The following is a 22,210-nucleotide window of genomic DNA, read 5'->3' as shown; positions in this document are numbered from 1 at the left end:
ACGCAATGAAAAAACCAGTAATGCCGCAATCGTATCATTTTTACAGCTGTACTACATAAAGATTACATCAAAATTGCAATCTAACTGCGCGCCCTTTACTCATTAAACTTGTAACGCTTTAAACGGCTAGCGCCAATCGTTAATTGACGCTGCAGACATCCACTAAAACAGCCTCCTTAATCTCACGACGACGCCCTAAGCCGCGTAAGCGTTTTATTAACATGCTTCGACATTAACTTCACATATGCCTCAGTAAGCTATTGCTAAAACGCCAAAGCTTTGTTTGCCAACCATGCTCGCTCACCTATTGCTAAAGGCACAAAAAACAAAGTAAACCGCGATAAATCAGCAATAAAGGCCAAATGGATGTAAGCAATCAGACTTAAGTTCCAATAGCCATTTTAATGAATTCAGGCAATGACCATATGACTCAGCATACAAGCTCCAATAATGAGCAAAACACTGACCTAAAGATTGATCCCAAAGTAGACCTAACTACAGTACAAGACTGCAAGCAAAATAGAAAAAAAACGTCCAAGCACTGTTTCAAAAATGCCAGTAAATGGCCTGCGTTTTATATCGCGATGATAAGCATTATTGGCTGCATACTTATTGCTGTGACCGCACCCGCAACCGCGGTAAAACCAGAGATAAGCAACACGATTAATGTTAATACCATAAGTATTAACCCTACCAGCTTTACGCCGAGCTATAACGCCTATGGCACAGTTATCGCTGACAACAAGCTAACCTTAAGCGCTCAGGTTGACGGCCAGCTAGATTACCTAAGCAGCAACATAGTGGAAGGTGGTGTTGTGCTCAATAACGAGCTTATTTACCAGCAAGATAGCAGCGATCTCAACGCACTTTTATCGCAACGCCAAGCTCAATGGCAAATAGCGCTAGCCCAGTTATCACTAGAGCAAGGTGAGCAACGAATCGCGCAAAAAGATTACCAAATGATGCAGCAAGATTTTAAAGACAATAATTGGCAAATTGATATCGACTTACTATTGCGTCAACCACAACTAAGTCGCGCCAAAGCTGAGCTTGATATCGCTAAAAATGCGTTAGCAATCGCAAAGCGAGACCTCGAGCGCAGCCGCTGGGTGAGCAAACAGCACTACATTGTTGAGTCTAAAAATGCCACTCAAGGCGACTACCTTAATAAGGGCGACAAAATTGCCTCTTTAGTTGATATAAGCCAATTGAGAGTGCCATTTTATCTACCGCGAGATCTCGCGCAGCAATTACAACTTGGGCAGAAAGTTACCCTATCACAACCTGATACCAACCAAAGCTTTGAGGCCACAATCAGCCATATTGTGCCGTTTTTAGATAGCAGCTCGCAGCTGCAAAAAATATTCGCTCACTATCAACCATATTCACCTAACCCCCATCTAGATCACGCTAAAGAGCTTATTATCGGCGACTTTGTTAAAGCAAAAGTAGACTTTAAGACCATACCTAACACAGTCAGACTGCCACTTGCTGCAATTGATGATGCGCAGGTTTGGCTGGTAACGCCCGCAAATACACTGCAAAGCAGAACTGTTGATATTGTGCATCAAGATGAAGACCACGCGATAATAGCCAACGTATTTTCTCCGTCGGAGCGTATTGTTACCAGCAAGCTACATCGTCCACAAGTTGGCCTTAGCGTTAATGTTGTGGAGTCTTTCTAATGCAGTATTTAGCCAATATCCCTAAGCCAATACCCAATGCCAGCAGCCAAGCTGATTCCACTTTGCAGCGCCTACTCGCTTGGATGATTGATAACCCAATTGCAGTTAACTTATTAACCTTGGTTTTTATTGCTATCGGCATTTATCGCTTTAATGACATTACTCAGCAAACTTCTCCTGCTTTTAAAGTCGATGAAATTGCCATAACAGCAAGCTTTCCTGGCGCAACAATTAAGGAGATGGAACAGGGTATTATTTTACCCATTGAGCATCGCTTAAAGGAAAATACCCGTATAGACCGTATGCACGCTAGCGCAACAACAGGCGAAGCCGTAATCACCTTAAGTCTTAATGACGGTGTTGATGTCAATAACATGCTTGCCGATGTGAAAAATGAAGTCGACAGCATTAGTGGTTTTCCAAGCGCAATGGAGCCTGTGCAAATTAGTGTAGTTGAAGAGTTAGAGCCATTAATTGAACTGGGGTTATATGGCGACCTAACTGAAACCGAGCTAAAGAGTGAAGCCATCAAACTTAAGCAAGATTTGCTATCCAAATTTGATATCGCACAAATTAAGTTTGAGGGAGCCAGAGACAGTGAAGTCGTTATTGAAGTCAGCCAAGATAAGCTAATGCAACACCAGCTCACTTTGGCACAAATCACCGATAAGGTTGCACAATCGGTTAACGACACCTCTGCGGGCAGCATTAGCACCAACGCTGGCAATATCGTGATCCGCACACTGGGTCGCAAACAGCAGCTTGAACAATTTCGTGCAATAAATATCTATTCCGGGTCCTCCGGCGCTCTGTTAACCTTAGGGCAAATTGCCGATGTCAATTGGGGATTCTCGCAACAAGAACAGCCCTTTAATGTTAACGGCAAGTCTGCAGTTATGCTGGTTGTCTACCAAAACCAACAAGTTAAACCTATAGAACTGAGCGCTGAGATCAGTGAGTACATCAACCAATATCAAGCGCTATTACCCGGCAATAGCCAATTAATTGTGCTCGATGATCAAGCCCAAGCCTATCAAACTCGCAGTAATTTACTGCTCAATAATGGCTTAATCGGCATGGTTTTGGTGATCTTAGCCTTATCACTTTTACTCGATACTCGATTGGCATTTTGGGTATGCATGGGGATCCCTATTACCATTTTAGGTACGTTAGGCTTGATGCCGAGCCTGAATATTCCTTTGAATATGGTGACCCTATTTGCGTTTATTATCACCCTTGGGATCTTAGTGGACGATGCGGTAATCGTTGCTGAGAATATCTACCTGAAAGTCCACCAAGGTATGGAGATCAACCAAGCATTAAAGCAAGGCGTACAGGAAATGGCATTACCAGTATGTTTTTCAGTTGCGACCAACATTATCGCCTTTGTGCCCTTATTATTTGTCAGTGGCGAGCTAGGGAATATGTATAAACCTATGGCACTGCTCATTTTTGCTATTTTTGCAGTGTCGCTTATCGAAGCCTTGTTTATTTTACCTTATCACCTAAAGCAGCTAGATAAACCTAAAAGGCTAACTCGACTGGCGATATTGCAGCAGCGCAGCTTTATGGCCTTTGAGTCTTTTCGAGACAATCATTTCAAAGCTTTTTTGGCAAGCTCACTCAAACAACCTATGACAGTGATTGTGGTTTTTATCGCAGCCAATTTATTAGTTTTTACTTGGGTGGGTTCTGGGCGAATTGACAGTAGCTTTGTGCCTAAAGTTGAGTCAGAGCGAATCGACGTTGAAGTTGAGTTTATTGCTGGTAGTTCTCTTGCTGATAGAAAGCGCATTATGCAAGCCATTGAAACGGCCGGAGTACGCGCTTTCATTAAGCTCAAGGAGCCAAATAACTATAAACACATTATGTTGTCTATCGAAGACGGCTCAGGCTCTAGTACCTTTCAAATCCCAACAGAAGATCAGCGCCAATATAGCGCACGTCAGCTGGTCGATAGCTGGCGAACTGAGATTGGCGAGGTTGCAGGGGTAAAGTCACTTTTCTTTGATTTTGAAGTTGGGCCTGGTGGCGGCAAAGAGCTGGTTATAGAGCTCGCCTCAACCGACAGTGCCGCACTTAGCAACGCCAGTTACGCCTTGATGAACAAGCTGCAAACACTACAGGGCGTAACAGATATAGATAGCGGTTTAATCGATGCACAACGAGAGTTTGCTATTGAGGTTAATCAACGCGGCCTACAAATGGGCTTTACCAGCCAAAGCTTAGGCGAGCTAGTACGCAGCAGCTTGTACGGCACCGAGGTCAGCCGCCAAATTCAGCAGAGCGAAGAGCTAAAAGTGCGGGTCATGCGCCATAAGCGTGAGCAGTTTAAGGCCAATAATTTAGCAGCATTATTAGTAACCTCTCCCAGCGGTCAACAGGTACTGCTCGGGCAAATAGCCAATATAACCCCCCAGTATTCTGCGACCCAAATAGAGCGAGTAGACGGTGTTGAGCAGGTTGAAGTCAGCGCGAGCGTTATTCGCAGCCAAGCTAATGTATCGTTGATAGTAAGCCAAATTGACGGTGTTATTCTGCCTAGCATTGCCCAGCAATACCCAGAAGTTGAGCTGGAGCTTGGCGGCAGTGCACGCACTGAGCGTAAGGTGAATGACAACCTCCTTACCGGTATAGCACTAGCGCTATTTTTAGTGTTTGCTTTTTTAGCTATTCACTTCAAAAACAGTCTCGATGCTTTACTCGTATTAAGTGTTATTCCTCTATGTTTAGCCGCCGCTATGCTCGGCCATATTGTCCTTGGGCATAGCTTTAGCGTAATGAGCCTATTTGGCATGATTGCGCTATCGGGTTTAGTCCTTAATGGCTCATTTGTATTGCTGCTGGAACTGAAAAAGCAATTACGACTTGGTTTATCCATTATTGATGCGGTAATACAAGCAAGTCTTGCTCGTTTTAGGCCGGTAACTATCACCGCAATCACGACTGCCATAGGCTTAGCTCCTCTGCTATTCGAAACTTCGGTGCAGGCGCAATACCTAATCCCAATGGCGATTAGCTTAAGCTTTGGTACGCTGTTTTCTATCGCAACAATATTAGTTTATTGCCCAGCATTATTTTATTTGGCAGAGCAATGGCGGGGCTCAAAACCGGTTAATAACGACATTAACACGTTAGTACCAAACTAACAGGAACCTTTGAAAACAGAGGCTGTTAATCACTTTATTTATGCCTTGCTATTAATACCAATCAGTATAAACATTTAGTCACTCAGCGAGAGTTTAGCGGTTTTGAGGCAAGGTCATTAAGTGCTCCTTGCTTTAATGACATTCACCACATCCATGTGGTTTGCAACGAGTAAAGGGCATAGTTGTTCTACGTTCAAGCTCGTTAACACAGCATCAGAATCGCTAACACTCGCCATTCTGGAGCGTTTTTGGCTGCCTACTTCTGCGTTGATTAGCTTTATAAGAGAATAACCATTATTGCAGCTATTCGCCTTGAATTAGTTTGCCAAAAAACGCTCTGAGTTGATCAAATTCTTATACTGATTGATATAAGCTTCATCTTGCTGCAATTTATGCTCAAAGAGCTACCGATTATTTCTGCATTAACAACCAGCTCCAGTACGAAAACAGGCCAAATGCAGCTAGTTGCAAACAGCTTAACCATCGGACTATTTGTCATGCTTATTAGCTTTATTCCTAGGCCAAAGAAGGCAACCCATAGGAAAAATGACATTTAATGGAAATAATTGAAATACGCTGTTGACCTGTCTATAGGTATAGGCTTGAAACTCCACGCTGTCGTCAAGGCTAGGAAGAAATATGTATACGGTTACTCAGCTCGCTAAGCGCGCCAATATCTCGCGAACCACTCTGCTTTATTATGAGAAAGAGGGGCTGCTCACACCAGCATTACGGGCAGATAATGGTTATCGATACTATGGTGAGGCTGAAGATAAGAAGTTAGCCGCCATTGTGTCTTATCGAGCTTACGGGTTATCTGTTGCCAGTATTGCGACCTTGCTAAATGAAGACAATAAACTCGCACAACCTCAACTGCTAAAGGAGCACTTTAATCAGCTTGAGCAAGAGGTTGCCAAACTAAGACAGCAACAGCGGGCCATAGTGATATTACTCAAAGCCCCTGAGTTATTGGAGAATGAAATGGTTAACAAACAACGTTGGGTAGAGATTATGGTTGAAGCGGGTTTTGATGAAGCAGCAATGATGCGCTGGCATCAAACATTTGAAAAACTTGAGCCGGAAGAACACCAGAAGTTCTTAGAGTCTCTCAGTATTGATGTTGAAGAAATCAAACGCATTCGTGCTTTGTAATATATAGCCGCAACAATGCCTGCTTAATCGCAGGCATTTTTTGACAATAACAAGCACCACTCACTCGCCACTCTTGAACGAGCAAAGATCCAGTCACGACAAAAATCAATAAACCTCATATTGCAACCTTGAATTTAATCTAACGGTTAGCTTTACTTACCCTAGAAACAATATTGTTCATTCACTATTTTAGGGGTTGATATGTTAGGCGAAGATCACTCACTTATTCATGAGTTTCCTGAGTACCAAGATATAATTGCCAAACTTTGTCAAAGTGACGAGGCTTTTGCAAAAGACACTAAACATTACAATGCACTGGATAAAGAGATCCGCACTCTCGAGCTAAAAGGTGCACCAATTGATGATGAAGCTATGCACAAATTAAAGCATGATCGCGCAGTACTTAAAGATGCGCTTTTTCATCGATTAAATGCACAATAACAGTATCAAGCAAAGCATAGTATTAAAATGTAATCATTAATGGAAAGGGAGCCGATGCTCCCTTTTTTGATGTTGTTTCAAACAATAAAACTAACTAAAACGTTAGTTACCTTGAATGATCGTCGCGCTATTATTACTACCTAAAACGTTTACTGTAGCAATGTTATTAGCATCATATTGCGTAACAGCTACTAAGTTACTGACGCCGCCTTCGACATATACTTCTGCTAATTGCAGTTCACCTGTCTGCGCTAAGCTAATATCATTTTCAGCACCTAACCAAGATTCAACGGTTGCTTCGTTGAAGTCACCTTGCTGTGAAATATCAACTCGAGATTGATCTTGCGCAGCGTCAGCATAAAGTCTGTTGCCTTGACCATTTTGCACAATGATCAGTTGGTTATCAGAGCCATTAGTACCAGCGCCAACCAAACCACCATAATTACTCGGAGTACTGCCACCGCCCATAACGATGTTGTCGTTACCTTGCTGAGTAATATCAACCGAGCTTCCAGCACCTAAACGCGTACCAGCAGCAGCGAAGTTACGCTCACCAGCTTGATTGATACTAATCGAGTTACCAAAACTATCATTATCTTGATCTACGATAGCGATGTTTTGCTCACCCGCTTGGCTTATCACCGCTAAATCATTTTCACCGGTTTGGCTTACAGTAGCTTCATTACCATTGCCCAACGTACTGCCGCTTTGAGTCAATATTAGCTGGTTAGCTAAACCACTTTGATTCACATCAGCTTTGTTTGATGCATCTTCCTGAGTGATGCTGGCATTTTGAGATAATCCCAACTGAACAACCACAGCAGTATTAGCTTCGCCCTGCTGATCTAGCACTAATTGGCTTAAATCACTGGTCTGTGTCACAGCAGCGCTTTGACTGTCACCTTGCTGAGTCACTGACAGTTGATTTAAATCGCCTGTTTGCACTATTTGAGCATCACTAAGAGATGTGTCAGATTGCAAAACAGTTGCTTGGTTTGCCGATCCTGATTGTGCAACATTAGCGTTATTGTTTAAGCTATTACCCGTTTGAGTGACTACAGCTTGGTTATCATCTCCCGACTGAGTAATCTCTGCGACATTATCTTGGCTTGCCGCAGCATTGGCGCTAGAAAGAAACATCGCAGCAGAAACGAACGCTGCTAACTTAGTATATTTCATATCCCTTTTCCCTAAATGGATAGTAATCAGCCAACAGTCAATTCTGTTAACCCCGCTAAGAACGTCAGTAACTCTACTCACGCTCCCAAAGGTATTCTGGACCCCGTACTTTGGCCAATACAGCCAAGACCAAAGCTTAATGTTCAGAAACCTGCAAAGATTATGATGACCCTCACCGCAACTAGAATCCGCCCTAAGTATTAAGCAAGCCAAGCCTAAAGTTGTATTGTAATCCACCCTATAGACTTAACTACTAACCCGGTGAACGATTTAATTCATGAACCTAGTGCGTTAACAGGCGAAAACAAGCTTTTACCAGCCTCAGAAAACCAAACACCCCTACAAAAAACACAATTTAGCATCATTTTACAAACAAACATTTCAACCAAGTACAATTATTGCTATCTTTGCCGCGCATATTTAGAAAGGACATCAAAATGCTGCAGAAAAACTCGAAACTAACTCAACTAACAAAATCCTTTTCATTGGTAAAACTACTACCAATCGCACTAGTAATCATCGCGATCTTTAACTCTTACTTTATCGTGATTGAAGGTCATGTTGGTGTGGTAAAGCGCTTCGGTGAAGCCAAAGACCAACAAAACCCCGGCTTACATTTCAAAATTCCTTTTATTGAAACCGTTGAAATGATCGAAGTGCGTACTCGTAAAAATGCTGAAAAAATGGCATCGAGCACTAAAGAGCAGATGCCGGTTACCATTGAAGTCAGTGTCAACTGGACGGTAAACAAAGAGGCTGCACTAGACCTGTTTAAACGCTATGGCGGCTTAACTCAGTTCGAGCAACGAATTCTCGACCCACGCTTTCGTTCAGCTACTAAAGACACCATCCCTCAATTTGAAGCAGAGCAGTTAATTCAAGATAGAGCCAGCGCCATTCAAGGTATCGAACGTCGCTTAGCTGACGAAATGGAAGGCTTTCCTGTAGTTGTTGATAATATTCAGATTGAAAATATTATCTTGCCACAAAAATACATCAACTCGATTGAGATTAAGCAAACAGAGAAAAACCTCGCGGCCGCGGAAGAACACAAGCTTGAGCGTCAACGCCTAGAAGCGCTGCGCGCAGTAAACACCGCAGATGCACGTGCAAAAGGTATTTTGAAAGTGGCTGAAGCTGAAGCCCAGTCTATTTTGCTAAAAGGTAAAGCAGAGGCACAAGCGATTGAAGCAAAGGCTAAAGCACTTAAAAATAACCCGCTGATTGTCAAACTAACTGAAGCGCAAGCATGGGATGGAAAACTACCAAGCACCATGATGGGTGAAGGTGCAATGCCAATTATGGATCTTCGCAACGCGAAAGAAAATTAATTTAAGCTATAACTAAAATTGGCTCTTAAGCGCCAATTTTAGTTACTTAATAGCAAGAGTAGAACTCAATAGCTCTTTCACCTCAACCAAAGGTCTTAAAGCTATTTTCAAATTCCGCTAACTAGCATTGGATCTGATTCGGCATTAAAGTCTTCTGAGAAGTACTCCACATTAATATATGCAGTATTTCGATCTTTAATTTTGACTTCTAAAACTGCAGAAGCACCACTAACATGCTCGAGTTCTAACTTCCGACCAATACAGTTCCCTTGGAAAATACATTGATAACTCGAAGTATTTCTAGGCGTAAACTTTTTAGCTTGGTAGCCTGTTTTCTGCAATGTATTTTCTAGCTCAGCATAGTCTGAATCTAACTGCGCCCCAAAAAGTGAATAATCGAAAGTTCTCATTGAGATTTTGATTAATCCTTCTTCCGGTTTACCTACTAGCAGATAATACTCAGCACTTAAGTCATCCTTTGGTAATTCAGTTGCCTTTACCTCTGTATAAATTCCTTTTTGTACTATTTCACCATATTGTGAAAACTCCTTTCCCCACTCTAATCCATATGGTGCAGCCGCATTAGCTGCAAACGGAGCGATTAATAAAAACAATATAAATTTCTTCATCACACATTTACCAAAGTCAAAAAACTGGCGGATAATATCTAAATATTTATAACAAGTATAGAGTAAATAACCAAAAACACCCCATCACTCAGACGTTCGAATTAAAAGTAAAATAATTTAAAACCATGTTATTTTTTTGACGCAAAAAAATAAATTTAATTAAACTGCACCTGCTTCAAATAATAAATAAACCCCAAGAGACTAAAGTGACAACCAATAAAAGCACCATTATAGGCTAGAAGGTAATAGTCAAACTTATAATATTCAACCCACTTATATTCAACCCACTTATATTCAACCTGCTTATATTCAACCCACTCATATTTAACCTACTTATATTCAACTTGCTTGTATTCAATCTACTTATATTGGTATCACTTATATTTAACTGAATTACATTTTATATTGGCAATTGAAAATATTTAAACTGCTTATATTGAAAACCCTTATAATTATTACAGCTAATTCAGTCTGATTAATCTTACTTACTTTTCAACAATAAGAAGATGCTAGTAAAAGCTCCAGCTTCTGAAGAAGGTGCTTTTGCTAGCCTTTGTGAAGTGAACTTCCTAAAAGGGAGCTTTCCTAACGTACGTTAACAAAGCTCACGCATCACTTAAGTTAATAAGCTATGTTTAAGCGAATTTATAAGCCGCGCATCCCATGGTCGAGATGAGCGAGCGTCCATGGACCCATTACTTTCAAAACAAGTCGGCGTGTTTATTAAGTCTTTAAACATTACCTTACTCCACAACCTCATTGAAGATGCTCCAGGCAGAGCCTAATTGATGATAACTACCGACTGAAATAGGTGGTTTAGAGCTAAAAATAAAAATGACTCCATGTGTCCTTCATGATGTAACACTTTTAATGCTATTGACTACAGAGCCAATAAAACTGTTAACCCTATCACGCGTCTTTACACTTCTTTAATTGCAGTTGAAAGTGAGATTGATTACCATTCTCACAAGTTTTATCTAACTTATCCCTTTCGCTAAAAACAATATAAAAATCAATATGTTTATAGAATAAAGCTTAAGGTATCCCTTTTTTGTCTTGGACCAACATTTGCCTAGACTGACATTGAGAATGTAAATATGAACGCAGTAGCTGCATTAAAATGGTTCCACAACTGGGTGGGCTTTTTCATTAGCATTACCATGCTAATAGTACTCACCACTGGTGTATATCTGGGTAGTGTCGATATGTATAAGCGCCTCGATGATAAGGGTCAGCAATATGCGCCACTCTCTATTGAGCAAAAAGCCCAGACTGTAGAAGCGGTATTTGAACGTTACCCTGAAATGAGCACGGTACGCTTTCCTACTGAGCACACACCATACATTCAAGCGGCGACTCGCGGTAAAACCGTTGCCTTAGATAGTGAGCTTAATGAGCTGTCTGTTAGTTCATTTGGTGATATTCCAGGTTACCGCACTATTTTCTGGTTACACCGTAACTTTTTACTGGAAGACATTGGCGGCAAATACATTAACGCTTGGGCATCACTACTTGGTGGCGCTGTAACCTTAGTGGGTATTTACCTTTGGTGGCGTGTACGTAAAGGCTTTAGATTAAAGCAAAGCATTCCAACCAATACACGTTCTAGTAGCTTAGTAAAAAGCCATATTCAGTTAGGACTATTTATCTCGGTTCCGCTATTTATTTTATGTATCAGTGGCTTTTTAATCACCTATAAAGGCTTATGGACTGGCGCATTAAAGCAGCCTAAATCTGAAATCAGCTACCCAGTGAGCCAAGCAAGCAACTGGCAAAGCCAGCTACAAACAGCGCAAGAATTATGGCCTGAGGCTAATCTGGTTTCGGTGAGCAAACCGCGAGTTAAAAAAGGCGAAGTTGTTACCGAGCTAAATTACAGCATCCGTTTTGATAGTCACAGCGGCGTGTGGCTTCGTGAAGCAGACCGTATGACCATGAGCTACGAAAAAGGCATTATTAAAGATGTAATTAAACATAGCGACAGACCGCTATCAGGCCAAGTAGCCGCGTTTGTTAGACCGCTACACGACGCATTGAATATGCCATTTAGTTACGCATTGTTTATTACTTCGGTATCACTAGTCGGCAGCATCATTTTATTGTTCAGTGCAGTGACGTTTTATCGTCGCATATTCAAAAAGAACAGTAAGAGCGTAAACAAAGCAGCAACGGCTTAAACCCATTATCTATTGCCACAAAATAGCAGCCTTAGGGCTGCTATTTTTTTATCTCAGCCTATTACTCTACAGTGCAATTTCCAGTTTCTCTGTCTGATAACTTATGCTTTTTCACATCAGCAGCCATATTGCGCTCAGTAAGAATAAATTAACCAAAAACTTACACACAATTCAAAGGTTGACATTTTATGCCAATTCTAGAAGATAGAACGGTTAAAAATCATAATAATATTCGTTAATAAACGATAAGAAATTGACAAGGAAGCAAGAATAAAAATGAAAAAATCATTAATAGCGATTGCTCTAGCAACCACATTTTTAGCGGGTTGTGGCGCATCAGATGTAAACAACGAAGCCAAAAATGAAGTCACTAAAGTTGCTGCAACTAAAGCAGAACTAGGTAGCTTTGGTGTTGACTTAAGCGCACGCAATGAAGCGGTTAAGCCTGGTGATGACTTCTTTATGTATGCCAGCGGCACTTGGTACGACAACTATGTTATGCCTGCAGATAAAACACGCTTTGGTGCATTTACTGGCCTTGCTGAGCGCAGTGAAAAGCAAGTTAAAGAAATTATCGATGACATAGCTAGCCGCAGCGACCTAAATGCTGAAGAGCAGCTCATTGCTGATTTTTATCAAGCTTACATGGACACAGATACCATCAATAAACTGGGTATCACGCCTATTCAAGGCACACTTGATCAAATCAATGCGATTAAATCAACTGACGACTTAACTAAAGTCTTCGGTGCATCTTGGTTAACTGGCGCAAGCTCACCAATTGCTGGCGGCATGTGGTTTAACCGTTTAGACCCTAACCAGTATGAAATGTCGATTGGTGCCAGTGGCCTAGGTTTACCAGATCGTTCTTACTACCTTGAAGATGCAGAGCGTTTTGTCAAAATCCGTGAAGCATACGTTAGCCATATTGCCGAAATGCTCGCTTTCGCGGGCATTAAAGATGGCCAAGCTCGCGCCGAAGCAATTCTAGCGTTAGAAACTAAAATGGCAGAAGGCCAATGGCCACGTGAAAAGCGTCGTAACCGCGACCTAACGCTAAACCAAGTGAAGCGTACCGATCTTGCTAAAGAGTACCCAGGTTTCGATTGGGATGTGTATTTTGAGCAAACTGGCTACAAGGTTCCTCAGCTAAATATCTCTCAACCTGATCCAGTTAAAGCCATGATTGAATTGGTTAACAATGAATCATTAAAGGTTTGGCAGGACTACTTAACTTTCCATACAGTAAGCAACAATGCAGGTTTACTGTCTGAAGATATCTACGCCGCTAACTTTGGTTTTTATGGCAAAACCCTAAGTGGTCAGCAGGAGCCGCGTCCTCGTTGGAAGCGTGCAATCTCTGAAATGTCTGGTACCCAATCTCTTGGTTTTGCTATCGGTAAAGTTTACGTTGCACGTTACTTCCCAGAATCATCTAAGCAGCAGATGGCAGCGCTAGTTGAAAACCTACGCACAGCAATGGGTCAGCGTATTGATGACCTAGACTGGATGGGCGCAGAAACCAAAGTTAACGCTCACGCTAAGCTAGCGGCATTTAACCCGAAAATTGGTTACCCGGATGTATGGCAAGAGTTTGATGGCGTAGAGCTTACCAACAAAGATCTCGTTGGTAATATTCAAAACCTACGTCAGTTCTTCCATGCAGATAGTGTTGCTAAAGAGCTTAAAAAGACTGACCGTAATCGTTGGGGCATGACGCCACAGCGTGTTAACGCGTACTACAACAGCTCGTTTAACGAGATTGTGTTCCCAGCTGCTATCTTGCAGCCTCCGTTCTTCGATCCTAATGCCGACCCTGCTGTAAACTACGGCGGTATTGGTGCGGTAATTGGCCATGAAATGGGTCACGGGTTTGATGACCAAGGTTCAAAATCTGACGCTAACGGTATTCAGCGTAACTGGTGGACAGATTCAGACCGCGCCGCATTTGAAGCCAAAGCCGACCAACTTGCTGCGCAGTACAGCAAGTATGAGCCTATTCCAGATAACTTCGTTAATGGCCGTAACAGCTTAGGCGAAAACATTGGTGATGTGGGAGGCCTTGCAATGGCATACCACGCATACAAGTTAAGCCTTAACGGTAAAGAAGCACCAGTGATTGACGGTGTGACTGGCGATCAACGTTTCTTCCTAGCTTGGGCACAAGTTTGGAAAGAAAAGCGCACTGAACAAAGCATGTTAAATCAGCTACGTGCAGGTACTCATGCACCGGGTCGTTACCGTGCACAAGCGCCGCGTAACCACGATGCTTGGTATAAAGCCTTTGACGTTAAGCCAGGTGATGAGCTGTATCTTCCAGAAGATCAGCGCGTACGTATTTGGTAATCGGCTAATACTCATCGATTAATCTCAAATGCCAGTCAGTTATTGACTGGCATTTTTTATTGCGTAACTTTTATCGCTAATCCATATCAATCAGATTAAAGGGTTATATTCATAAAAGTACTCAAGGGGTTTTAAAACCGATTTTCGACCCGATATCTATACTGTTAAGCCAGCTAAACCATAAACAGGCAAACCGCTCGATTTTAAGAACAGGCTAAAACCAATAGGATATGACATGACAAACCAATACACACCGGCAAAAGTTTGGACCATGGATAATGAAAATGGTGGTCAATGGGCCAGTATTAATCGCCCAGATTCAGGAGCAAGGCATGAGCAAGCATTGCCCGTGGGCAAACACTCGCTGCAATTACACTCATTAGCCACGCCTAATGGCCAAAAAGTGACTATCATGCTGGAAGAATTATTGGCTAAGGGCGTGACGGCTGCAGAATACGACGCCTACACCATCAACATCGGCGAAGGCGATCAGTTTGGCTCAGGTTTTGTCGATATCAATCCAAACTCGAAAATCCCAGCGCTACTTGATACTTCAACCGGAACACCAATCCGTGTATTTGAATCTGGCAATATTCTGTTATATCTAGCAGAAAAATTTGGCCATTTTTTGCCGACAGAAATTAGCGCAAAAACCGAAGTGATGAACTGGCTATTTTGGCTGCAAGGCTCTGCGCCATATCTTGGCGGCGGTTTTGGTCACTTCTATGCTTATGCACCAGAAAAGTTCGAATACCCAATCAACCGCTTTACCATGGAAGCAAAGCGTCAACTCGATGTGCTCGATAAGCAGCTGGCTAACAATCAATATATTGGCGGCGATGAATACAGTATTGCCGATATCGCTATCTGGCCCTGGTACGGTAATTTGGTGCTAGGCAACTCATACAATGCCGCAGAGTTTTTAGATGTCGGCAGTTACAAACATCTGCTGCGCTGGGCAAAACAAGTTGAACAGCGTGATGCTGTGCAGCGTGGCCGCATTGTAAACCGCACATTTGGCGAAGAATGGGAGCAACTCAGCGAGCGCCATGGCGCAGCTGATATAGATGCAGTGCTGAGTAAAAAGCCTTAATGACTCTGTGTATGCTTACCTATAAATAACGCCAGTCTTTACTGGCGTTATGTTTATCAACAGATTTAAACTTAGCTGCCAACACCACAGCGACTTAAACGCTTAATCACTTCTTCGTGCTGCGGGTAATCTGTTAACAATGTCTCTTGGCTAAACAACTCAAAGTCATCAAAAGTAAAGCCCGGTGACACCATGCAGCCCACTAACGAAAAGCCCGGCTTGTTCATTGCAGAGCCAAAAATGCAGCCCTTAGGCACTAAGAATTGTGGTCGCTCACCCGCCGCTAAATCAAGGCCTAATTGCGCAGTGGTTAGTACGCCTTGCTCATCAATCATATAAATCGTCAATGACTCACCAGCGTGGAAATACCACATCTCATCAGCAGTTAAGCGATGAAAGTTCGACACCTCACCAGTACGTAATAAGAAATAAATGCTAGTCCATAATGCACGAGTGTCGTCAAAGTTTTGATCTGAGCGATAAGATGAGCGGAAATAACCACCTTCGACATGTTGTTCTAACTCAAGGTGTTTAATAAAGTATTCAGCGGTTTGCATCAAAAGACCTTTCTAATTTTAATATGGTGCATATTGGGATTGAATAGCACTGCTTGGTAGGGAACATTTCTATCCATAAATTCGCGCAGAAGTATAATCTCACCTTGATTAAAAGACTGAGAGCAGAATTATAGTTTTGTATGCTGCGCCCACTTTATCGTCATAAAAAAGCCCAAGCATACTGCTTAGGCTTCAATGGCAATCAAAATAGCAATAAGCGAGTGCTTAGTGCTTGCCCATTACGCCATCGCGTACCATCTCTTTACCTGTCTCATACACTTCATCGGTTACCCAACGTGCGTGTAATAGTTTGTGGTTAGCATCAAACACGGCAACAAAGTGACGTCCATCAGCATTATTGGTTGCCATGCCAACCCCTTCCACACCTTGAAGACCCAAACCACCGGTTTCAACTGAAACTAAAAAGCGTCTTAGGTCGTCTAGGTTATCAATTACGTTTTGCTCGTCACTCATCGTTAATACTCTTATCTGCGCTATCTACGACAGCTATTTATGAAAGCCATCAACTACAAGGCTTTTAGCCCTGTATACACTATGCAGCGTACTTTACAGATCATAGCCAAAGATTAAAAGACTGCAGCATAAATAACAAAACAGCGGGTGCCCTCAAGGAGATAAGCAACTGCATGTAATTTAAGCGCATGCTTATTTAGTCTATTAGCTTGGTCACACTTCACGGTTTAATTTATTAACTTTCAATGTGCTCATGTAATACTCGCGCGGCATAGACCCTACACACAAAAAAGATGGATACAGCAAGATGTCTGAGATTAAATTTGCAGTTCTAGGACAATATTTTCATTGCCCAACCAAAGGTGATTTTGAGTACGCGCAACAAGCATTAATTCAGGTGAATAACCAAGGCACTATCGTTTCAGTTACAACCGAAACGGATGCTGACTTCCAAGCGCAAGTCAGCACATTATCCAGCAACAATCAGCTAATTGAACTCTCTTCAACTCAGTACTTAATGCCTGGCATGGTTGATTTGCACGTGCATGCGGCGCAATTCCCACAAGCGGGTAAAGGCTTAGATTTGCCGCTTTACGATTGGCTACAAGACTACACTTTCCCATTAGAAGCCAAATTTGCTGACATGGACTTTACCAAGCAAATATATCCAAGCTTAGTGAAGTCACTGCTTGCCAACGGCACCACCAGCGCGGTGTACTTTGCCACTATTCATAAAGACAGCTCTGTTGAGCTGGCTCGCGAATGCTTAAAGCAAGGTCAACGTGGCTTTGTCGGCAAGGTGAATATGGATGAAGCAAGCCAGTGTCCGCCATTTTATATTGAAGCTTCTACTGCTGATGCATTAGTTGAAACTGAAGATTTCATCCAACAAGTATTGGCTCTTGAAGGTAATGAGCAACAATTAGTCTCGCCAGTGTTAACCCCGCGCTTTGTACCAAGCTGTACCAGCGAGATGCTACAAGGTCTAGGCGAACTTGCGCAAAAATACCAATGTCACGTACAAACCCATTGCTCTGAAAGCGATTGGGCGCGTGATTATAGCCAACAAATGTATGGCAAAACCGATGCTGAGATCTATCGTGATTTTGGTTTAATGACCAATAAAACCATTCTTGCACACTCGATTTTCTTAACCCCAGCTGATCACGCCATCATTAAAGAAACCGGCGCCAGTATTGCCCACTGCCCGTTATCAAACATGTACTTTGCCAATGCGGCGATGCAGACCCGCGAGATCTTAGATAACGAGTTAAAGTGCGGTCTAGGCAGTGACTTAGCAGGCGCGCCAATCCCATCAATCTTCCACACTTGCCTTGATGCAGTTAACCACTCACGCGTACGAGAAGACGGGACTTCAACATACTTAGCAGCCGATACTCGTGGTGAAAGTGGCAGTCGTATCTCATTTTTAGAGTCTTACTGGATGGCGACCGTCGGTGGCGGTCAAGCGATTGATGCCAAAGTGGGTTTGTTCCAACCTGGGTTTGAGTTTGATGCCTTGGTGGTTGATACCGCAGTTAGCGATAGTAATATCTTTATTATTGATGAGATGGACAGCGCTAAAGACAAGCTAGAGAAAATCATTACCCTCAATAACCGTCAAAACATCTGTAAGGTGTGGGTTAAAGGCCAATTGGTGATAGAGAAGTAAACCGTTTAGCGATAACAAAAGTCATTAAAAAAGGCTCAACAGGTTAATCTGCTGAGCCTTTTAATTTACGTATCATCCGGACATTTGCGATTGCGCTTAGTGACCATCAACAAAGGCAAACTTGATGATAAATAGCAGTGCCACTAAGGCAACACCAGGGTGAATTTCACGCCAGCGGTTAGTACCCGCTTTTAGCACGCAGTAAGTAATAAAGCCTGCTGCAACGCCTTCAGTAATCGAGAAAGTAAACGGCATCATCACTGCTGTGATAAAGGCTGGAGCCGACTCTGTTAAGTCTTTACCATCGATTTTAGCTAGCTCTGAAGACATCAAAATGCCCACATAAACCAGCGCGCCCGCAACCGCGTAACCCGGCACCATTGCCGCTAATGGCGAGAAGAAGATCACTAAGATAAACAATAGTCCCGCCACAATCGCGGCTAGACCAGTACGACCACCCGCAGCCACACCAGCAGAGCTTTCAATATAAGCGGTAACCGTTGATGTGCCCATATAAGCGCCAACCACAGAGGTTGCTGAGTCGGTAATCAAGGCTTGCTTCATACGCGGGAAACGACCGCGCTTGTCGGTAAAACCGCATTTTTCGGTTACACCAATCATGGTGCCAGAACTATCAAATAAGCTAACCAGCGCAAACGAGAAAATCACCCCCATTAGCGCGACATCAAGTGATCCAGCTAAGTCTAGCTGACCAAAGGTGTTGCTAATACTTGGCGGCATAGACACGATGCCAGTGTACTCAATATCGCCCATCAAGGCGGCAATCGCAGTCACGACTGCAATTGAAATAAGCACAGCAGAATGGATACCACGTGAGGCTAATATCACGATAATAAAGAAGCCTAGTGCACCTAATACACATTCTAGTGAGCTTAAGTCACCCACAGTAATCATGGTTGCAGAGCTTGCCACCACAATACCGGCGTTACTAAAACCGACCATAGCAATCAGTAAACCAATACCACTTGGAATACCGATACGCAGACACTTTGGAATGTTAGTTAAGATCCAAGAGCGGATCCCAAGTAACGATACGATGGCAAAACACACCGCGCCCCAGAAGATAGTACCCATACCTATTTGCCAGCTTACGCCCATCCCCACAACCACAGAAAAAGCGAAAAAGGCATTAAGACCCATTGCAGGAGCCAGGGCGATAGGCAGGTTTGCAATTAAGCCCATAGCGATACAGCCAATGGCGCTGATCATACAGGTCACCACAAATACCGCACTGGCATCCATCCCCGCTGCAGACAAGATTTGTGGGTTCACAAATACAATGTACACCATGGTCATAAAGGTAGTGATACCGGCAATCACCTCAGTTGAAACACTCGTGTTGTGGGCCGATAATTTAAAAAAGCGCTCTAACACGCCTGACTTTGCAGGTACTTCACTGAAACTTACTGCACTATTCGTTGTTGCAGTTGTTGCAGCTTTTACATCGCTGTGCGGTGTATGACTTGGCGTACTCATAACTAGATTATTTCCATCTTAACTTCACTGTTGCCACAGCAAAAATGGCTTATTTATCGCCATTTTTACGTTTGCGGCGCGCGCACTTAATCCCCAGAATAGGTATTCTGAAGATAACGATTAAACAATTTCGGTTTAGGTAACGAAAGGGGCGCTATTGTAGAGCACTGACAGTGTCAAACATGAGTGATACTGATCACATATCTATCTATTAGGCATATTAAGTTCACTCTTTTAACTAAATAAATGCGCAACATCTAAACTAGCTCAATATTTGCTCTAAACACTAGAACTTCTGCTCTGTAAAACAAAACACTCATCACAAAATGAAAATATATGGCATTGCTCGCTTAATTTCTGACGCCCTGATCTGAATATATAGGGAGGAGAAAAATAAAAGGTGAATTTAATAGCTTAAAAATCAGATTTATACCTCCAGTAGTACAAATTATATTTTGTTTATTAAAGTGATTGAGAACAATAAAAATGACAACAAAGTTTGCTCGAAAATTTGCGATTGAAAAGTTACAACAAGCCCCTGCCTGGTGGGAGGAACTACTCATTAGGCTAAAGCCAAGTGGTAAGGAACTAGGAGAAACAGGCCTTAGGCTAGCTGTACGCGATGGCTATCTCAACTTTTATCATCAAGGTCAAGCGATTGCAAAAGTAGGGTTCACTCAAAATAACCTACTACGTTCAGAACAACATATTAAGTATGTATTTGAAAGTGCCACCAGCCAAAAATACACAAAATTGATCGGTGATGACAATTGCATCATCAATCCAGAAAGCAATAAAGATTTTGCACAGTATCTTGGCAGTGAAACATTAGACTTATGGATAGCACGTTCGAAGAAGCATAAGGGTGAAGAAAAAACATTTGTAGAACAAGTTGTGGCTGCTAATGAAAATATTATCGATATGGAAATGGGCTTACCTGGTTCAGGCTTCCGCATTGACCTTGTAACTATTGAAGAAGACCAAGAACAAGCTAAAGTAGTTCTTTGGGAAGCAAAACTAACATCTGACACACGCTGTCGCTCAAGCATAGACCAACCTGAAGTTATTAATCAGATTAGCAAATATCGGGAGTTTCTGACTGAAGAAAAAAACCAATTAGAAGTGATTAATGCTTATATTGCAGCTTGTAAAGTTCAAACACATATTTGTCAGCTTGCCGGCAAACAGGTATCTAAAACCATTGAAGCTGTAGCCAAAGGTACATTGCAGCTTGGTTTAGATACTGAGCCAAGGCTACTCTTTTTACATAATCCCAAAAACGCTCAAAAAGATAGCTGGTTACCTCATCAGCAAAAATTAATTGATGCCCAAATTCGCTTGCAAGTGATGACAGCTGATAGTGAACGAATTCTCCTTTCTGCAACTGAACTCGATAACTTTAAGCCAGAACAACAAATCAATAGCAATCAGGTGCATACATCGGTAACAATAATGCGCGGTGCAGACACTATCGGCGGTAGCTGTATTAAAATCAACCATGGTGACGACTCAATTGTATTAGATTACGGTTCGCCAATAATGGATAACACTGGTACGCCCCTTGAACCTGAGTTTATTGCTGAGCCATCGATAAACAACGGCGTTTTGTTAGATATTCAGCAACAGGACCCAAATCCACCGCTAGCCTACCTTTTATCTCATGCGCATCCCGACCATTATGGATTGCTTGATACATTACCTTCTGAGGCAAATATCTATCTATCCGATGGTAGCTACTCAATGATGCAGATAAGCAATATGTTTTATCCCGAAGCACTGAGATTTAACCGGCTCAAGCATTGCCAGCAATTTTCACCAGGCGAACCTTTCCAAGTAGGGCCTTTTACAATTACTGCTTTCATGATGGATCACTCAGCATTTGGAGCATGTAGCTTACTTGTTGAAGTAAATAACAAACAAATTTTTTATACTGGTGATTTTCGAGGGCATGGCCGTAAATCTAAAGTAAATAATTACTTATATTCACGTATTAAGCAGCCTGATCTTATGCTGATCGAAGGCACAACGTTAGACGAACGACATTCGCAGGCCTTTCCAACAGAAGCGAGCGTAGAAGAAAATCTTGTCACCATGCTATCACACCCTAGTCGTCCAGCATTTGTTGCGGCGTCAGGCAGTAATATTGACAGACTAGTGAGCCTATATAGTGCCACTAAGCGCACAGGTAAAACCTTAGTTATCGATCTTTACCAGCTTTACTTACTCGATGCATTGAAAAAACACGCACCAGGATTACCGCCGCACAAGGGCGATCATCTTAAAGTGATATTTCCTTATTCGCAGCGCCAAGCAATAGAGCAACAATTTGGTACTGATTTTCTCAAATATAGCCAGCGTCATGTCAATGTTGAAAAATTAACGGGCTCTGATTACGTATTTAGAATTTCCCCCTCTCAAATGCCAAAGTTTCTTGATCGGTTTATCGAACAGGGTCTGCAACCACAATTTATTTATTCCATGTGGTTAGGCTATCAAGAGAAGCAGCCAACCTTCTCTGACATGTCTAAGCAATACCAATTAGAGTGGCAATATGCGCACACCAGTGGACACGCCTATGCAACACACCTGCAAGAGTTTGCAAATACCATTAATGCCAAACGGTTAGTGCCTGTACATACACTTTGTGCTGAAAAGTTTGTCGACAAGTTTGCAAATGTGCAAATTGCTCAGAACGGAGAAAAACTGTTTATTTAGCCCTTTGGTGAAAGGCCTATATAACAATAGGCCTTTACAAAAACCTTCAAAGTCCATATTTAATAGTCTGAAATTGAAACTATGCAGACGCAATGCTAGTGTCAGCCTCAAGC

15 protein-coding genes are annotated in these 22,210 nt (G+C 42.4%); 10 read left to right on the top strand and 5 right to left on the bottom strand.

The genetic code is table 11. The annotated features are described in order from the left end of the window. The first annotated feature begins 425 nt into the window (after positions 1-425). The 4 genes from MSG37_RS06990 to MSG37_RS06975 all read left to right on the top strand — a co-directional run bounded on the left by MSG37_RS06990 (position 426) and on the right by MSG37_RS06975 (position 6,427). Positions 426-1,685: an efflux RND transporter periplasmic adaptor subunit gene (locus MSG37_RS06990; protein WP_248469861.1), complete on the top strand. Its 1,260-nt coding sequence runs from the start codon at positions 426-428 to the stop codon at positions 1,683-1,685. Then, positions 1,685-4,834, top strand: a complete 3,150-nt coding sequence (locus MSG37_RS06985; protein ID WP_248469860.1) for an efflux RND transporter permease subunit — start codon at positions 1,685-1,687, stop codon at positions 4,832-4,834. The genes MSG37_RS06990 and MSG37_RS06985 overlap by 1 nt, the downstream gene beginning before the upstream one ends. Before the next feature lie 639 nt (positions 4,835-5,473). After that, positions 5,474-5,986, top strand: coding sequence for a MerR family transcriptional regulator (locus MSG37_RS06980; protein WP_248469859.1), 513 nt, complete (start codon positions 5,474-5,476; stop codon positions 5,984-5,986). A 201-nt stretch (positions 5,987-6,187) separates the two neighbouring features. Then, positions 6,188-6,427 carry a YdcH family protein gene (locus MSG37_RS06975; RefSeq protein WP_248469858.1) on the top strand — a complete coding sequence of 80 codons (240 nt, stop codon included), beginning with the start codon at positions 6,188-6,190 and terminating at the stop codon, positions 6,425-6,427. 102 nt (positions 6,428-6,529) lie between these two features. On the opposite strand, the gene MSG37_RS06970 is transcribed toward MSG37_RS06975, so the two are convergent. After that, complete coding sequence (locus MSG37_RS06970) at positions 6,530-7,606, bottom strand: hypothetical protein (protein ID WP_248469857.1); 1,077 nt, start codon at positions 7,604-7,606, stop codon at positions 6,530-6,532. Between the two features lie 437 nt (positions 7,607-8,043). On the opposite strand from MSG37_RS06970, the gene MSG37_RS06965 reads away from it, so the two are divergent. Continuing rightward, a complete protein-coding gene (locus MSG37_RS06965; protein ID WP_248469856.1) occupies positions 8,044-8,937 on the top strand; it encodes a prohibitin family protein in 894 nt (297 codons plus the stop codon). Between the two features lie 107 nt (positions 8,938-9,044). On the opposite strand, the gene MSG37_RS06960 is transcribed toward MSG37_RS06965, so the two are convergent. After that, entirely contained in the window at positions 9,045-9,569 is a 525-nt protein-coding gene (locus tag MSG37_RS06960; protein WP_248469855.1) for a hypothetical protein, read from the bottom strand. Positions 9,570-10,663: 1,094 nt separating this feature from the next. Here MSG37_RS06960 and MSG37_RS06955 point away from each other — a divergent pair. The 3 genes from MSG37_RS06955 to yghU all read left to right on the top strand — a co-directional run bounded on the left by MSG37_RS06955 (position 10,664) and on the right by yghU (position 15,182). Next, positions 10,664-11,743: a PepSY-associated TM helix domain-containing protein gene (locus MSG37_RS06955; protein WP_248469854.1), complete on the top strand. Its 1,080-nt coding sequence runs from the start codon at positions 10,664-10,666 to the stop codon at positions 11,741-11,743. 276 nt (positions 11,744-12,019) lie between these two features. Further along, positions 12,020-14,089 carry a M13 family metallopeptidase gene (locus tag MSG37_RS06950; RefSeq protein WP_248469853.1) on the top strand — a complete coding sequence of 690 codons (2,070 nt, stop codon included), beginning with the start codon at positions 12,020-12,022 and terminating at the stop codon, positions 14,087-14,089. A 235-nt stretch (positions 14,090-14,324) separates the two neighbouring features. Continuing rightward, entirely contained in the window at positions 14,325-15,182 is an 858-nt protein-coding gene (gene yghU / locus MSG37_RS06945; RefSeq protein ID WP_248469852.1) for a glutathione-dependent disulfide-bond oxidoreductase, read from the top strand. Between the two features lie 71 nt (positions 15,183-15,253). Here yghU and MSG37_RS06940 read toward each other — a convergent pair whose 3' ends face one another. Together MSG37_RS06940 and MSG37_RS06935 are read right to left on the bottom strand one after the other, a co-directional pair. Continuing rightward, positions 15,254-15,739: a cupin domain-containing protein gene (locus MSG37_RS06940; RefSeq protein WP_248469851.1), complete on the bottom strand. Its 486-nt coding sequence runs from the start codon at positions 15,737-15,739 to the stop codon at positions 15,254-15,256. A gap of 225 nt (positions 15,740-15,964) precedes the next feature. Continuing rightward, the gene (locus MSG37_RS06935; protein WP_220779182.1) at positions 15,965-16,213 is read right to left on the bottom strand and encodes a hypothetical protein; all 249 of its coding nucleotides are present in this window, start codon (positions 16,211-16,213) and stop codon (positions 15,965-15,967) included. A 307-nt stretch (positions 16,214-16,520) separates the two neighbouring features. Here MSG37_RS06935 and guaD point away from each other — a divergent pair, with 307 nt between their 5' ends. Continuing rightward, entirely contained in the window at positions 16,521-17,885 is a 1,365-nt protein-coding gene (gene guaD, locus MSG37_RS06930; RefSeq protein ID WP_248469850.1) for a guanine deaminase, read from the top strand. 96 nt (positions 17,886-17,981) lie between these two features. Here guaD and MSG37_RS06925 read toward each other — a convergent pair whose 3' ends face one another. Next, a complete protein-coding gene (locus MSG37_RS06925; protein ID WP_248469933.1) occupies positions 17,982-19,280 on the bottom strand; it encodes an NCS2 family permease in 1,299 nt (432 codons plus the stop codon). A 588-nt stretch (positions 19,281-19,868) separates the two neighbouring features. Between MSG37_RS06925 and MSG37_RS06920 the strand changes: the two genes are divergently transcribed. Further along, the gene (locus tag MSG37_RS06920; protein ID WP_248469849.1) at positions 19,869-22,097 is read left to right on the top strand and encodes an MBL fold metallo-hydrolase; all 2,229 of its coding nucleotides are present in this window, start codon (positions 19,869-19,871) and stop codon (positions 22,095-22,097) included. Positions 22,098-22,210: the final 113 nt, after the last annotated feature.

Origin of the sequence: Shewanella sp. 1CM18E (assembly GCF_023161665.1) — a bacterium.
Taxonomy (GTDB): Bacteria; Pseudomonadota; Gammaproteobacteria; order Enterobacterales; family Shewanellaceae; genus Shewanella.
The sequence above is the reverse complement of the archived record's forward strand: the minus strand, read 5'-3'. Positions and strand labels throughout refer to the sequence as shown.